Annotated in this window: 10 protein-coding genes; 6 read left to right on the top strand and 4 right to left on the bottom strand. The window is 56.1% G+C overall.

Annotation, left to right across the window (positions count from 1 at the left end):
* Positions 1–6: 6 nt before the first annotated feature.
* The 4 genes from PSOLE_RS14270 to PSOLE_RS14255 all read right to left on the bottom strand — a co-directional run bounded on the left by PSOLE_RS14270 (position 7) and on the right by PSOLE_RS14255 (position 5081).
* The gene (locus PSOLE_RS14270) at positions 7–960 is read right to left on the bottom strand and encodes a ParA family protein (RefSeq protein WP_020307536.1); all 954 of its coding nucleotides are present in this window, start codon (positions 958–960) and stop codon (positions 7–9) included.
* Between the two features lie 344 nt (positions 961–1304).
* Positions 1305–3197 carry a coiled-coil domain-containing protein gene (locus tag PSOLE_RS14265; protein WP_074858305.1) on the bottom strand — a complete coding sequence of 631 codons (1893 nt, stop codon included), beginning with the start codon at positions 3195–3197 and terminating at the stop codon, positions 1305–1307.
* A 65-nt stretch (positions 3198–3262) separates the two neighbouring features.
* Complete coding sequence (locus tag PSOLE_RS14260; RefSeq protein ID WP_083393736.1) at positions 3263–4183, bottom strand: ParB/RepB/Spo0J family partition protein; 921 nt, start codon at positions 4181–4183, stop codon at positions 3263–3265.
* A gap of 241 nt (positions 4184–4424) precedes the next feature.
* Entirely contained in the window at positions 4425–5081 is a 657-nt protein-coding gene (locus PSOLE_RS14255; RefSeq protein ID WP_115288509.1) for a hypothetical protein, read from the bottom strand.
* 146 nt (positions 5082–5227) lie between these two features.
* On the opposite strand from PSOLE_RS14255, the gene PSOLE_RS14250 reads away from it, so the two are divergent.
* From PSOLE_RS14250 to PSOLE_RS14225, 6 genes are read left to right on the top strand one after another with little or no spacing between them, the layout of a single operon-like run.
* Complete coding sequence (locus tag PSOLE_RS14250) at positions 5228–5632, top strand: response regulator (protein ID WP_307691313.1); 405 nt, start codon at positions 5228–5230, stop codon at positions 5630–5632.
* Positions 5625–6125: a pilus-related protein gene (locus PSOLE_RS14245; protein WP_020307531.1), complete on the top strand. Its 501-nt coding sequence runs from the start codon at positions 5625–5627 to the stop codon at positions 6123–6125. The genes PSOLE_RS14250 and PSOLE_RS14245 overlap by 8 nt, the downstream gene beginning before the upstream one ends.
* A complete protein-coding gene (locus tag PSOLE_RS14240; protein WP_020307530.1) occupies positions 6126–8114 on the top strand; it encodes a methyl-accepting chemotaxis protein in 1989 nt (662 codons plus the stop codon).
* Between the two features lie 8 nt (positions 8115–8122).
* The gene (locus PSOLE_RS14235; protein ID WP_020307529.1) at positions 8123–8905 is read left to right on the top strand and encodes a CheR family methyltransferase; all 783 of its coding nucleotides are present in this window, start codon (positions 8123–8125) and stop codon (positions 8903–8905) included.
* Positions 8902–14400, top strand: a complete 5499-nt coding sequence (locus PSOLE_RS14230) for a hybrid sensor histidine kinase/response regulator (RefSeq protein WP_074858302.1) — start codon at positions 8902–8904, stop codon at positions 14398–14400. The genes PSOLE_RS14235 and PSOLE_RS14230 overlap by 4 nt, the downstream gene beginning before the upstream one ends.
* Positions 14397–15326: a chemotaxis protein CheB gene (locus PSOLE_RS14225; RefSeq protein ID WP_074858299.1), complete on the top strand. Its 930-nt coding sequence runs from the start codon at positions 14397–14399 to the stop codon at positions 15324–15326. The genes PSOLE_RS14230 and PSOLE_RS14225 overlap by 4 nt, the downstream gene beginning before the upstream one ends.
* The last annotated feature ends 1 nt before the right edge of the window (position 15327 follow it).

Genomic DNA, 15327 nt, shown 5'->3' with positions numbered 1-15327 from the left:
CCCCCCTTAAACCGCTGTGGCCTCAGCCGCGATCTTGGCGCGTACTGCTCGGCTCACTTCATTGAAAAATGCAATTCGCTCAGCCTGGATTTCAGGAATGCGAGCTGCCATTTCGCCATACGCTTGGCGCGTTTCGTGGCTGGTCGAGCGCTCACTTCCGCTTTGGCGCAGGTGCCACACAGGAATCCCCTTCCGCTGGGCACGACTGAACGGCTTAGTCTGGCGAATCGGTGTTGGGATGAGGGCCGAACCGATACGAGCGGCGAGGTTTTTGTACTGCTGAGCCGTGTCAGCGGTGCCGTCCAGAACCAGCTGGTTAATCAAGATGCCGGTAAGACTCAGATCGGCCTCAAGCATCATGCCGATGTTCTGAATGCTGCTGATGACGCCTTCAAGCGCTGAGTCAGCAAACGTATCAACCAGCACCGGAGCGAAGATGTAGTCGGCAGATGCGCATGCCGAAGTGGTGCGCACACCTGGGGCCGGCGGGGTATCGCACAGAACGAAGTCGTAATGCTGCGCGATTGCCGAGAGGTTGTTGAAGAACACCTCGGCGACACTGATCGAGCGGCTATCGATTTCATTCAGCTCATGGCAGTTGCGTGGAGTCGCCAATACGTCGATGCCGCTCGGGTGAGTCAGTGGCTGAAAATTATCGCAACCACCCTGCTCGAAAAGTGCGAGAGCGGGGGTATGAACGTACTGCGTCAGCACGCTCTGATCGAAGAACAGCTCGGTGAAGTTCCCCTGCCCGTCAAGATCAACCGCGAGTACACGGTAGCCAAGCTCGTTCAGGTAATGAGCGAAGTTGAAGGAGGTGCTGGTTTTGCCGACGCCGCCCTTCTGGTTGGTGATTGCAATGATCTTGCTGAGACGATGCTCAGGCGAGGCCAGCGCCGCCTTGATGACCGCCTCAAGCTTCGCCAGCGACGGTTTCTTGGTTTTGGATTGAGTAGTCATAGCCTATCTCCTAATAGTGCCGACCACTACTTTAACCTCTTGAGGCGCTTTATCAAGCAATTTCACGCAATTTTCCGCGCAATGCGTGGCGGCATTCCGATCAAGGCCGTTCTACAAATTGACTAAATCCAGTATTTACAAGGGGTTGAGCGACTTCCACAGACTCAATAGCCAAATGGATTGGCGACTCAAAAAGGCGGAAAATTGAAATTATTTCCGCGCAATGCGGATTAGAAGTACGCAAGGGGACGCTTTCACTTCGGTTTTTTCCGCGCATGCGCGGATCGATTCGGCAAAAAAAAACCGCCCATAGGGCGGCTTATGGCGCGGGTGCTGTGGGCCGGCTACAAGTCATGCTCAACAATCTGTGCATTCGCCGTATTCGTTGTCTTGTTCAGGAACGCCACCCGACTTACTGCCTGATCTTTGTCGGTGTACTTGCCCATGAAAAGGACATGCTGGCCAAGCTTGGCAGAGTATTGGTACGTGAAATCGGTAATGCCATATGCCCGGAGGTATGCCATGAACTTGTCAGCACTCCCCTTCTCTGTGTATCGGTACACAACGGAGTAAGTGGTCGCTGCGGGGGCTATCACCAATGGCTTGAGGTCGCCACCAGACATGACCCCAGAGGCGACGACACCATCTTCGACATTGCTGAGCAGAGGACCTGGCTTCCTGGGCTCAAAGCTGCTTGCAACAATTAGCGGGGCAATCCCAGCGCCTGACTGCTTTTCCTTTGCTGCATTATCAACAGACGGCAAGGGCTTGCTGACGGGCTTGCTGACGGCCTTTGCTTTTGCAACCAGTTCGACTGCGGCAGTGTCTTGCTTGGCAGCGAATGCTTCTGGCCTAGTTCCGTAAGTGCCCGAATACACAGCTCGATTTGTAAGGACAGGGGCGACTACAGAAGCTTTGGCAATCTCGGTTTTGACCGTTAGCTCAGCAAGCTTGCTTCTCGCCTCGTTGTTGATCTGAGTCTTTTTTGCAGCCAGCTCTGCACGAATAGCATTCTCGGAAACGGCCTTATCGATACGAGCAGTCACCTCCGAAACGCCTGTTGGCTGCGAGTTGAGCTGGGCGCTCAATCGCCCGGATATTGCCTCAAGGTCTTGCCCCAATTGATGCTCAATCTCAGCAAGCCTATTTGCTTTCTGCGCCAGGAGATTGGCCTTCGCGTCCTGTAACTCAGCTTCCAAACGTTGGACCTCTGGAGATTCACTCATCGTCTCAGCGAGGCCAACAACAGGCGAGTTGATTAGAGTCTGCTCCACCTCCGCAAGCTGCTCGCTTTGCGCGTTGAGCATGTCCAGGTGCGATTGCTTGATTGCAATTTGGGAGTTAAATGACGCCTCAATCCCTGCGAGTCGCCCCTTCGCCGCGTTGAGCTGGGCATTCAGTTTTGCAATCTCATCATTCACAGGCTGAATGGCATCTTGCTTCTCAGTCTTGAGCTGGAGAAGCGCAGCCTGGGCACCGGACAAGTCATCCTTCACGCGACGCTTTGCATCAGCATTAGCCAAAGCAACTTTGATTCTTTGGGCCTGTGTTTCTTGAGAGGCAGCCTGCGTGCTCGCAAACCCCCTTTGCTTGGCAGACGAAATACGGGACTGATAGTCCTGCTCCAAGCGCGTGAGGCCGCGGATGGCATCGGCCTCCGCTTGAGCCTTCTTCCTTTGCGCCTCCGCCTTGACCTTCTCGACCTCTAGTTCGCTTCGAAGGCGAGACTTATCGGCTTCGCTCTGCGCACCTTGAATGGAAGCGCTGTACTTCTGATCCAGCTCAACAAGCCGGCGATTAGCCTCCAGCTCGGCCTCCAGCAGCACTCGGTCGCGGTCATTCTCAATGAGAGCCTGATTGACAGCCCTATCAGCCGACTCCTGAGCAAGCCGGGTTTGAGACTCATGGGTAGCCGCTGCGAAGTCGGTCATGCGAGCAGCTTCGCTGTCGCTTGCCTGGAGCTTCCCTGAGCCAACCTCAAGCTGGCTAACTCCTATGGAAGATTCAAGAGCCCGCCTTTTCTGCTCAAGTGAATCCAGCTCATGCTCAAGAGCTTCGACCTTTCGCATGTAAAGCATTTGCTGCTCGGTGTAACGCTGGCTCCCAAGGGAATCGAGCATCCTGTCGTCGTACTGCGACTGAGGCTGAATGAGCCCCACCTCTGGGGTCTGGCTCGAAGCACAACCGCTCAGAAGAATTGAGCTGGCAAGAAATGTCAGGGCAAATTTGCTACGCATTTGAATCTCAAGTGGGCGAGCTATCTCTAACTTCATAATGGGCCGAGAAAGCCCCCGATCCACGACTACAGCTGATCGGTGTTCACGCCGAGCCGTTCGAGAATCCCTTGAAACTCATCCGCCGAACCAGCATGCAAACCCAGCTGCCATCCACCGGACTCGGTTTTGACGATCACGCACGGGTATCCGGTCTGTTCGGCCACAAGGTCACGCAGCCGCTTAACGTCAACATCTTCACCATGTATCGGTTTAGGAACAGCAACGCGCCGCTGAGCCTTGAGCTTCGACACCTCGGCTTCAACCCGCTTCGATGACCATCTTTTTTGTACTGCCTCCCTTGCAAGGTTTGCTTGAAGGCCGGGGGAAGACAAACTGCATAACGGCCTCGCCTGTGCATAGCTCAAGCGCTCGTCTCCGAGCATGTCTCGCACCGCGAGGGGGAGGCTCAGCAGCCTCGTATAGTTCGTGACATGGGTGCGGGACTTGCCAATGTCGTCGGCAACCTCCTTATGAGACATGCCAGAGAGCAGCAGCAGGTTATAGGATTCCGCTTCCTCGATAGGGTTAATCCCTTCCCTCTGGATGTTATCGACTGCACTCAAGTACATGGCCTGCTCATCAGAAAAGCTTCCGATGCAGCAGAGAAGCGTCGGCATGCCTATTAGCTGGGCTGCACGCCAGCGCCTCTCCCCCCCGATTATCTCGTAGCCCTCAGCGTGCTTGAGAGGGCGCACAATAAGCGGGGTAATGTTTGAGCCTGCCGTTTCCAGGCTGGCAGCTAGCTCTCGGAGCGCCCTCGGCTTGAAGTTGCGCCGGGTCTGGAACATGCCCGGCCTTAGCAGCTCTACAGGAAGGTGCTTGAAAGCTTGCGGCACTGAGCGAATATCGAAGCGAGTGGCCGCAAGTACCTGGACTTGGCGTGCCTTAACCGCCATGCGCCTAACTGGCCGCTTGGCGTTGTCGTGCTCCTGGTCGGGTCTAGCCATGAGAGCCCTTTCCTCAATCTAAACTTCAACTGTTTACTGCCACCACCGCTGCCAGCCGCCTCCCGGTCAAAGTAAATGCCAGGAAAATCAGTAGCTTAGAGGCGCGAAGGGCGACGACTGATAGATCGCTTATACAGGTGCAGCATGTCACGCGCGTAACCGTGTCAACGGTGCGTAACATGTTACGCACAGCAGTCTAACGCCCTTTCTCGATAGCTAAAGCACTATTTCCGACTGAAAGCTATGCACCCAGATACGGAATGGCCTGCGCCAGCTCAACGGTGGTGTCCGATACCAAGCCCCATGGCTTAGGTGCGGGTCTGAGCACCAAGACCAAACCGTTGTTTCGCTGGCGATAGGTGTAAGCGATGGGCTGCGCGATGTACTGGCTGCTATCGTCCGGCAGGAACCGGGTACGTACCAGGGCGTCGATTACTGGCTTGCACGCTGCGACCACGCTCTCAACATCTAGGCACTGGCCTTCGCCTGTTGCATAGACTTCCTCAACGATGAAGGGGTAGGAGCGCTGCTGGTTGACCTTCCAAAGGTCGTATACAGGCATGTTGAGGATCATCAACGCCTCAAGCCGCTTGATCCAAGTAGCCTTGAGCATGCTGGTTTTGGCGTTGTGCATACGCAGCGCAACGTTCTGGTTAAGGAGTTCTGCACCAGGGAACACAAGCTTGAGGGTGTTCGCGGCCTCGTCGTAGTGAAGTGTGTCGAGGCGCGAGTCCTGATTGTTAAGAGCAACCTTCTTGGCCCTGACGGTAGCAGCTGACGGCTGCTTTGCCGCTCCGCCTCGTTTAATCGAAGGCGTGGCGGAGGTTGATGAGTGTTCCGCTATCTGCGCAGCACCGCCCCCCTTCCTTCGTTCCTGCTCGGCTATACGAGCGAGCACCTTCGGATCATTTGCAATAGCCCGGCGCCTTGACATGCCCTCTCCCCTTTTGGATTGGGCCTGGAGGATAACGGGCGCAAAAAAAATCCCCGCTTTAGAGGAAGCAACACTCGAAATGTGGCCTTTCGCTCTGCACTTGCAAGTAAATGGCACAGCGAATCTGGACCCAAATGAGACTTCAACGAATCTGCTTGGTAGACGACGCAAGAGCGATGCAGACCCTAGCAAATAGGGTGCTGGTTCAACAGTTAGGCAAAGAGCTGGTGGTGGCATCGAACGGATTCGAGGCCCTGGACGTGATCAACACCACTGAGCCGGACGCATGCTTTATCGATGTGGACATGCCCGAGCTGAATGGACTGCAACTGGTGAGCATCATCCGAGCCAACCCAAAGTTCGAGAAGATGCCCATCGCAATGCTCTCTAGCGCAGCAAGCATCTTCGACCACCAGAAGGGGCTCATAGCCGGCGCCGACCGTTACCTGACCAAACCGTTCTCGAAGGACAGCATCGAGGCCGCCCTGAAAGAAATGGAGGCCATGTATGAGTAACGGTGGAGTCAAAGACCAGCGCCTTGCAGCGTTCAAGCTCGGCGATACGCATTGCCTATGCGCAACCTCGAACCTCGACGCCGTGACCCCTACACCGGCCAACGCATTGATCATTCCCGGTACAAAGCCTTACTTCACCGGCAATGCAAAGATCGGTCGGGACCTCGTTTCGTACTTCCACCTGCCAACCTTTCTGGGCCTGAACAGCACATCCCAGCAGGAAGCGAATGACGATAACCCGACGACCCTGATCCTTCGCGACCCTTTATCAACCAGCGTTTATGGGCTTCAAACGGACGGCATCATCGCGTTCATACCCGCTGCCGAGCTGGAAGATGCGGCCCGAGAAGACTTGGCTATCCCCGCCAAACTGACGCCGTACTGCGTGGGCGTTGTGTCCGCCAGATCGAAACTGTGGGCGCTAATCCACCTCGACAACATCATCCGTGATCCGAACTTTCGCTCCGTCGAACTACCTGTCCAGAGGCCTTAAATGAGCAAAAATCTCCTGATCCCATCGTGCATCGCAGCCATTGCGCTGTCTGGAGGCCTCGCAGCATTCAGTGCATTTCAATACACCAGTGGCGTGAATGCAGATCGGTTCTACTCAGCGCAAGCAAGCACCCTCCAGAACTCTGCCCTGAACTCAATCACTCTTTCGATGCGCGCATCGACGGATGCTAGCTATATCGGCCAGTTGCAGCAGCTTGCCGCACAGGTAGATGCAACCGTGAGCACCCTGAGACAAGGGAGCACCAGCGCAAGCATCCCTCCCCTGCCCAGCCCAGCTGACGCCAATCTGGGTCGCTTCGAGGATGCCTGGGGCAACGTGCTGAACGCCATCCAACATATTGCGGCCTCCCGTGGAAACAACAGCGCTTTTGAGCGTCAGGCTGCCGAATCTAGCCAACTAGCGGCCAGCCTGATCACAGAGGCCACCGAAGCGCATGCGGTGCTAGAGGCCAGTCCTGCGGTCGATACGCGTGTCAAACAGGCGGTGTCGAAGGCGAAAGACGCCGTTGTAGATGGAATCGAGTTGCTGGCCAACACATCAACCCCGAACAGCGACAACCTGAATCTCGCGCTTGAGGCCAGCAAGGCATATGTGGCCACTCTGGCAAGCATCGGCAGAGCCGTTCCAAGGGACAACAACCTCACCGGGCCACTCCTGAAAAGCTACCAAACAGCACAGGCCCTGACCCGCTCAGCTATCAAGTCCGTTGAGGCTGCCAGTGGCACAGTCGATAACGCTCCGCACGTTCGGGCGATCTGGGCCGAGCGGGAGAACATTGACGCTGCAATCAACGGAATGCAGCACGGCATTGCAACCCTGCACAAGTCCCGACTCATTTCGCCGATGATCCTGCTGAGTTCGCTGGGCGCAGCCCTGGTTATCGTCCTTGGGGGCATCACCCTCATTCTGCGCGAATCGAGAGCACACACTCGGCAAGCCCAATCGCTGGCCAACTCGATCCAATCGTCGCAAAAGGAGCGCTCCCAGGAGCTGCGCCAGCTGATCGACGAAATGGAGGAAGTAGGGAGTGGGGACCTGACCGTCGCATTCAGCGAGGGCAATGCCTCCACTCATGACATCGCCTCGACGCTTAACACCGTATTCCCCAAGTTCAGGGAAATCGTGAAAGACGTGCAGCAGACGATAGTCAGCCTCTCGGCTGCGTCTGAACAAACCCTGAGCATGGCGCGGAATACTGAGCGCAGCCGCAATGAACAAGTTCAGGCGATCCAGCACATCGCAAAGCTCGTCGATGAACTGAACAGCTTCACCAAGCAACTCGACGGCGTGATCAACCGCACCCGCGAATCTTCGATTGCTGTAAGTACGCAGATCAACACCGGCTCTACAGCGGTTCAAGAGGTACACGAAGGGGTGGTCAAGCTATCCCAGTCAAACCTCAACATCATGCACCACGCTAAGGCCATGACCGAAAACATCCAGAGCCTGGAGCAGCTGGTTGATGTGGTTCGTCGCGTTGCAAACCAAGCAGCGACAGTTGCTTACAACGCGCACCTTGTGGCCGACGCCATTACCGATGATGACCTGTCCAAGCGCATCCGCATCAGCGCCGAAGCCATGAACAAGCTGACCAACAGCGCCAAGGAAGCTGCTGAGCAGATCGCCACCAACCTGCAAGCGATCAACGTGGCAGCAAAGGACACCCAGTATGTGCTGGAGGAAAGCCAGACAGACATTAAGGCACTGTCCGGCATGTCCTCCAATGCACTGAAAGCAATGAACGCGATCAGTGAGCAAACGAGCCAGCTGGTTGAAGGGATCATCAGCGTTGCAGGGAAGACTGCCGACCTGAATCAACGCTCTGATGAGGTGGCTGACACGATGGAGCAAATCCATCACTACGCCTCTGATCACAGCTCCGCCAGCGAGCAGACTGCTACTGCAATCAGCAACCTGAATGCGCAGGCTCAGCGCGTGGGCTCAACGCTGTCTCACTTCAAAGTCTAGGAACTGAAATGGCCGAAGCTATCGCTGCACTCGACGACCAGCAAGCGTGGGTAGACCTGCTTTTCACGCGCTTCAAGATCGAGGTTGCCCAGGATCGCCAGCCGGCGCTTTTTCGTGCCCTTGATGCCTACGCAACCTCGTTGAACGAGACGGCAGAGTCGTTGCTACTGCGTGCGACGCGGCGACAGCTGCCACAGGCCTGCTGGGCGCAGATTATCCACCTGGCCACCAATCATGAGACTCGGTTTTACCGTAACCCGCCCGTGATTGAGCTTATCGCCAGCCTCGCAAAAGAGTTTCCGCGACCCCGCATTCTTTCAGTCGGGTGCTCAACAGGAGAGGAACCCTACTCGATGGCGGTCGAGCTTTGCAGGCAGGAATTCCCAAACTTCCATATCCATGGGACAGACGTTTCCGAACCCTGCATCGAGACGGCCATGGCCGGGCTCTACAAGGCAAATGAGTCTATCCCTGATAGGTATGCCCCAAGGATTGATGGCGGGCGAACGATGCGCTTCGTTAGCTGGCTCAAGGACTTTGTGACCTTCGAGCAGCACAACATCCTGGGCGAAAGACCAATCAATTTTGCCTCACCGAACATCATCGTCACACAGCACATGCTGATCTACTACCGCGCCAGAACTCGCTCGCGAATCCTGGACACCCTTTCTTGCCTTCTCGCTGATGGGGGATACCTCATCACAGCATCTGCCGAAGAAGCCCAATGGAAGGCCGATGGCTTTGAGCGCCTGAATTGCCTTCCAGCAACTGTTTTTAGGAAGAAACCATGAACCCTGTAAAAATTGCACATCTGTCGTGGGTGCGCGGCCCGATTGAGAAGTACATCGAGCGCTGCAAGCAGGCCATGGTCAGCATTACTTCCGTCCGCGACCGTATCAATACTCCCCCTGCCGGCGCGGAGCCCGTGTGGTTTGCTAACCAAAACGACAAGCTTGCGTCTAGCCAAGAGGAACTGAACGCACTGCTTTCAGGCATTGCGTCGGCCCTGGACGTGATTGGCAGCAACGGCGGTTATGCCCTCGCCAACGAAATGCGCACATTGGCCAGCGTTGCCCTGACCTCGAACGACAGCGTTTTGCAAGACAAAGCTCTGCTGGCCATCCAGAACGCTTTGCAGGTTCTGCCGGGCTATATCGGGATGGTCATCGAGGGCGCCCATGACTCACCGGGCGTGCTGCTCAACTACATCAATGAGCTTCGCTCGTTACGGGACGTGCCGGCACTCACTGATGACTCGGCGCTGACTGTAAATCTGAGCTTCGGGTACAAGAGCCCTCCCCTACATGAAAGCGACTGCGACCTCGCAGAGCGGGAGCGCGTATTCAAAAAGGCTGCTGCACAGTTTTGCCTGCTTTACACACAGGCGATGAAAGAGTCGGGCGAGGCAGCCTGGGTCGAAATGCGCGAGCACCTGCGAGCACTACAACGGGTCACGAATGACCCTGAGCTGGGCTGCTACTGGTGGGTAGGCGAGGCAATAATCGACGTGATCATTGCTGACGGCTGCTACATCACACCAGCGATGACAACGGCCCTTCGAGTAGTGATGGTTGCTACCCAGCGCCTTCCGCAGGGAGAGAGCGCAGCCAAACAGGCGCTCAGTCCCGCCAAGTTTTCCTCACTGCTGAACGCTCTTTCGATCAGCCGCAAGATCACTGCTACAGCAGCGGAGGTCGTCAAACACTTCGATGTGAAAGAGAACGTCGAGGAAGATCGGATTGCCCAGCTTCGACAGCAGCTATCCACACAGAGCGTGCAGAACATCACTGATGTGCTGACCGAAATAAAACCAAGGCTTGAGTCCGCCATGATTGCGTTTGGCCGGGCGGTCAACGCGAAGCACGAGGATGCCTTCGCTGTACAGACCCAAGCCTTCGACCAGTCGATGCGCACCATTGCAAACATATTCGGCATTTTCAACGAAACGGAACTATCCGAGGTCAGCTTCTATCTGGCCGACGCTGTGAAGGGCGTAAAGAGCCCAGCTGAGTTCACGCCAGAGGTGATCGAGACGGTTAAGAACCAAATCCTGTTCTTGGATTCCAAGCTCACCCACTTGCGGCGCAACGAAGCCGCTGATCTGCTTCAAATCGAGAACGTCACGGCTGATGTGATCGAACGAATTGCTACCGAAACGACCGCTGAACTCAAGAAGGTCAGCCACATGATCGCTACCCACGTTGATAGCGGCGTTGGCTCCGACAAACTGCTCACGGCCCTCGCCTCGTTGCGGGAGCTTGCGAGCGTCTATGAGTTCGCTGGGTCTGTATCCATCGCGAAAATCCTGGCTGCAATAGTCAACGTCATCAGCGATGAGGTTCGTGGAAGCGTGCTGGATGAATCCGAACGACTGACTCTCGCCGCCCGCGCTCTCGTCGCCCTGGAAATGTATCTCCAGTACATCACCTCGAACCTTCATCCTCCCGCCACTCTCATTGAGGCAGCCAACAGCGCCGTGCGCGAGCTGGGGCAAGATGTTCGTGAGTTCCACATTGTCAGCCATAGCGATCTGGAGGCGAAATTCGATGCGAGCAGCACCGAGGATGACGGTCTAGACGCCCTGCTTCGCGAGATTTTCGAGCTTCGTCCGTATATCGAAGAACTGCAACGGGAATCAGCCGATCACAAACGGACCCAGCTGTCTCAGTATGCTGCGGCCTGCCTACGTCTCAGTGCAGCGGCGATGATCAAAGGCGAGAAAAAACTGGCTGATCTCTGCCGCAACGCATCCGAGCTGGCAAACATCATCCCTGGCCGAGTGGATGACCCTTCGTTCGACTCAAAGTCGGCAGCATCAACTTTGGCTCGTGCCAGCGAGACGATTCTCCGCTGCATGGACGACTACTCGGCAAAGGGCAAGGTAAACCTGTTCCTGATCGATGCCATTCGAGAAGTCGCGGCAATCATAGGCAACGCCCCGGCTGCGGTTGATCAGCCGGTCGAAGCTAAACCAGAGGCTGTTCCAGAAAAGCAGGAACGCGCCTACCCCGAAGGTTACGATCCGCAACTACAGGTGCTATTTGACGAGGAATTCTCCGAGCAGATAGCCAAACTGCGTGACTACCTTGAGCGCTCCGACCTCACTGTGACGGAAGCTGAGTGCCGCGCCATCCACAATATCCACGGCTGCTCAGGCTCCGCTTCGTGCCATGCCGTCAATACGCTGTTCGACGTTCTCGAAGCCCGCTTCTATGCACTCAAGGCAAATGATGACTGCCTCTCGGCAGAACAAGCCGAAAGCCTCAAGAGCCTGCTTGTGGAGGTCGAGCAGTATCAAAAGGACTTCCCGTGGGAGGCTGGGGTGTCGCAGCTTCCTGGCTGGCTTGAAGTCGCAGGGGCAATCACCGGGACCAGGATAGCCACCGAAGCCCCGAGCGAACCTGAGCCCGAGCCCGAGCCCGTTTCCGCAGCCGCCACTCCAATTGAGATTGAGGAAGCGCCAGCACCAGTAACGGCCCCTGAACAACCCAGCAACCCAGTAGCTGTGCAGATCAGTGCCGCACCAGACTACGACCTGGAAATGTACGACCTGTACCTCACGGATGCAGACGATGTTATCCCTGAGCTACAACGGAACATCACCGCCTGGATGGCCGATATGTCAGACAAAGAGCTGACGGTGAACATCCGCCGCAACATGCACACCCTCAAGGGCGCTGCTGCAATCATCAACGCCACAGCGATCCGCAGCCTGACCCACCACATGGAGTCTCTGTTCGACTCTATGGCATCCGGGGCCATCACGGCTGACAAGCACTGTGCCGACCTCACCACGTTCGTACTAAACGAACTGATCACCATGAGCGACGCGGTACGCAACCGCGAGGCATACCGGACAATCCCCGCCCTCATTGATTTGGTGGGTGACGCCTGTGACATGTGCAGGGTGGATGGCGACAAGCTCGCAGCTGTGATCCAGGGCTCTTATGGAGCCGCAGCTCCGGCCACCAAAATCACACCAGATGCCCCAGTTGATGCCGCGCCCACATCTGCCGTCGAGGCCCAGCCATCTGAATCGGTTGAGAACGAAACAGCCGAAGTGCAGGAAATGCTCACAGAGCATCCAGAAGGTATCCCCGCGCCCGACGCTGCCCAGGTTGAGCCGGCTGTTGGGGACGATGCACAAGATGATGAAGAAGAATCTAGGCCGAAGGGTCGCCGTGGATACCGTGGCCTGCGCGGTCGGGCCTTTGGCGAGCGCCAACGCAACTTCGAAAATCGACAAGCACGAAAATCCTTGGCCTCTGACGGGCTGGTCTTCGACGCGGAGTTCTACCCTGGCGAACCTGACTACACGGACATTGTTACCGCCAACAAGGAACTAAGCCCTCAAGTACAGTCCCTTTTGCATCGCGCAAATGAAAGCGACAGGGAGGCCTCGCGCACCAAACGGAAAGGGGCGAAGGGCTCCGAGAAGATCAAGGTCGAACTCCAACTCCTGGACAACTCGGTCAAGCTGTCGAATGAACTCAAGGCATCCTCATACCGGCAGAACACCCTGCACCGCGAGTCGCAGCTATCGGTCGTAGCGCTGCGCGAGAAGCTATCGCTACTCCTGATGCACATGAACAAAACAACGGTGCAGCTGCGTCACTTCAACAACATAGGGAACCCAGGCGCTCGTCATTCCGCCGTCGAATCGAGCAGCGATGACCAGCGTTTGTATCTGGAGCGCTTCAACCATCTTTCCCATAGCCATACGCAGTCGATTCTCCAGATCGAGCAACTTCTGCAAGACGCTCAAGACATGATCACCCAATCCAACCTTCTGGATAGCGCATTCAGCTATCAGGGCGAGGTGATCGCCAGCTTGCAGCGCGACCTGCTGCTATCTCGCCTTGTAATGTTCGACAACGAAAAGCCTAGCCTCAACGGCGCGCTGGCCAGCGCCCTCCAGTTGAGCCAGAAAAAAGCGGAATTGGAGGTGCTTGGAACAGACACCCGGATCGACAGGCAGCTTCTTGAATCGATCCGCGACCCACTTCGCCATGTCGTAACCAACGCAGTCGCTCACGGAATCGAATCGGAGGCGGACCGAGTGAAGGCAGGTAAGCCGCCCGTTGGCAAGATTCAGGTCAAAGCCAGCCGGAGAGCAAAATCTCTCATCGTTGAAATTAGCGATGACGGGCGCGGGATTGACCCGAAGGCCATTCACCGCAAGGCCTTGAGTCTGGGGCTGGTCAAGCCGGAGGATCAGCTATCCGAACAGGAGATTTTGCACCTGATTGCGGAACAAGGCTTCTCCACTGCCAAGTCCGTGAGCGAGCTTTCTGGTCGTGGCGTGGGGATGGACATTGTGAGGACGCGAATTGCGAGCCTTGGCGGGCATCTTCACATTGCCTCTGAACTCGGGAAAGGCACCACTATTTCCTTAGAGCTGCCTCTGACCGTGGGCTCGAACCGCGCTCTCGTCTGCCGGATCAGTGATCAGTGGTTTGCTATTCCGACTTTCAACATGGCCCAGGTGCTGGACTTCCCGACGACCGAACTTATGGCAATCAAGGCCAAACCGGGGCAGGCAAGTGTCAGCCATGAAGGCAAATCCTACGATGTGGTTCATCTTGCCGATCTGATGGCCGTCCCTGACCTCAAGCTCAACAGTGCTCAGGCGCCAAGCCACACCTGCCTAGTTTTGGTAGAGCAAAGCGGAACCCGATTGGCAATTGAAGTTGAGAACGGAGTCTCCATGCCCGAGATTCACGTAACGAAGTTCGAGGGCATTTTGAGCACGGTAAAAGGGATCATCGGCAGCACAGAAGTCCATGATGGCACTCCGGCTCTTGTCTTGGATGTGATCGAGCTGGCCCGCCTGAACCTCAAGATGACCGAGGACGGCTACAAAGCGAAGCTCTACCGAATCCGTCGAGTAAAGCGTGAGGCTCGTCCCCTGGTGCTGATCGTTGACGACAGCAGTAGCTATCAAAAATTGCTGACACGCCACTTCCAGGCCCTAGGCTGGGAAGTAGCATCCGCACATAACGGACAGGACGCTCTGGACAAGCTTCCTACGCTCAGCGCCCCATCCCTATTCGTCGTGGACGTTGAAATGCCACGCATGAATGGACTTGATCTGACAGAACGGCTGCGCTCGCTCAAGAACTTCGACCGCACACCGATCATCATGCTGACCACTCGCGCTCAACTGAAAGAACAAGCTCTGAGCTTGGGCGTGAACTACTTCCTTCCGAAGCCATACGACGCCGCAATGCTCAACGAGGGTATCCGCATCGTTTGCCCTGAACTTCACGCAGTGGGTGCAGCATGAGAATTGGTATCGCGTCTAAGAACGGAACCCAGGCCAGCATCATTGCTGAACTTCTCCAGCCCATTGCTGGGGAGGTGACAGTCTTCGATGAAGCTGCAATTGACGGCGGTTCGTTCATGCAAAGCAATGCGCACGTCATGATCATCGACTACTCCGTCGATTCGATCATGGAGAAAGAGTGCGTCATGGACATGATCACCCGCGACGAACCAAAGGTGATCCTGACCGAAAAGCAGCTCTATCCGCTTGCTCATGATGAGCGCCTTGCATGGCGCAAGAAGATCATCAACGAAATCATGCGCGTCCTTCCTGACCTCGCCTCTGAGTTAAACAACTCGAAGGAGACAGGAAGTGTCCACGATGTGTGGGTTATAGGCTCAAGCTCTGGTGGGCCGGATGCGCTGAACACCTTCCTATCGGCACTCCCTCGCCTGCCGATTTCACTAATCATTGCTCAACACATTGGTAGCGACAGCGGCTCCGTTTCGCTCCAGAAAGTCCTTAGCAGTCGCCAGGATCGGTGGGCAATTGAAATTGGTGGCGACGGTGCGCCGTTACAACCCGGTCACGCATACATAGTGCCCAGAGATTCTGTCATGTCCATTGAGGGCATTCGGATGACCTCACGGCCATTTCAGCTACCAAACCAACCGAGCCCGTCGATCAATGCAACGCTTCGTTCAATTCGGCGGACTTCAACTGGAGGTGTGGGGGTCATCATCCTCACCGGGCTGGGCGATGACGGCACCGCAGCGCTAAAGGAAATCAAGCACAAGACCATCATGGTTCTTGCGCAGGAAGCCGATGAGTGTGCAGCACGCTCCATGCCAGACTCAGCAAGACAAGCTGGAGTCGTGGACGAGAGCCATACAGCTGTTGGTTTGGCCAAGCGTCTTGCGAAATCCTACGGAGTCGGCGTGGTTTGAT

Origin of the sequence: Pseudomonas oleovorans subsp. oleovorans, assembly GCF_002197815.1 — a bacterium.
GTDB lineage: Bacteria > Pseudomonadota > Gammaproteobacteria > Pseudomonadales > Pseudomonadaceae > Aquipseudomonas > Aquipseudomonas oleovorans.
The sequence above is the reverse complement of the archived record's forward strand: the minus strand, read 5'-3'. Positions and strand labels throughout refer to the sequence as shown.

Coding starts and splice junctions, on each gene's coding strand:
- PSOLE_RS14270 (WP_020307536.1), bottom strand. CDS start 960: ATGACTACTCAATCCAAAACCAAGAAACCGTCGCTGGCGAAGCTTGAG.
- PSOLE_RS14265 (WP_074858305.1), bottom strand. CDS start 3,197: ATGCGTAGCAAATTTGCCCTGACATTTCTTGCCAGCTCAATTCTTCTG.
- PSOLE_RS14260 (WP_083393736.1), bottom strand. CDS start 4,183: ATGGCTAGACCCGACCAGGAGCACGACAACGCCAAGCGGCCAGTTAGG.
- PSOLE_RS14250 (WP_307691313.1), top strand. CDS start 5,228: ATGGCACAGCGAATCTGGACCCAAATGAGACTTCAACGAATCTGCTTG.
- PSOLE_RS14245 (WP_020307531.1), top strand. CDS start 5,625: ATGAGTAACGGTGGAGTCAAAGACCAGCGCCTTGCAGCGTTCAAGCTC.
- PSOLE_RS14240 (WP_020307530.1), top strand. CDS start 6,126: ATGAGCAAAAATCTCCTGATCCCATCGTGCATCGCAGCCATTGCGCTG.
- PSOLE_RS14235 (WP_020307529.1), top strand. CDS start 8,123: ATGGCCGAAGCTATCGCTGCACTCGACGACCAGCAAGCGTGGGTAGAC.
- PSOLE_RS14230 (WP_074858302.1), top strand. CDS start 8,902: ATGAACCCTGTAAAAATTGCACATCTGTCGTGGGTGCGCGGCCCGATT.
- PSOLE_RS14225 (WP_074858299.1), top strand. CDS start 14,397: ATGAGAATTGGTATCGCGTCTAAGAACGGAACCCAGGCCAGCATCATT.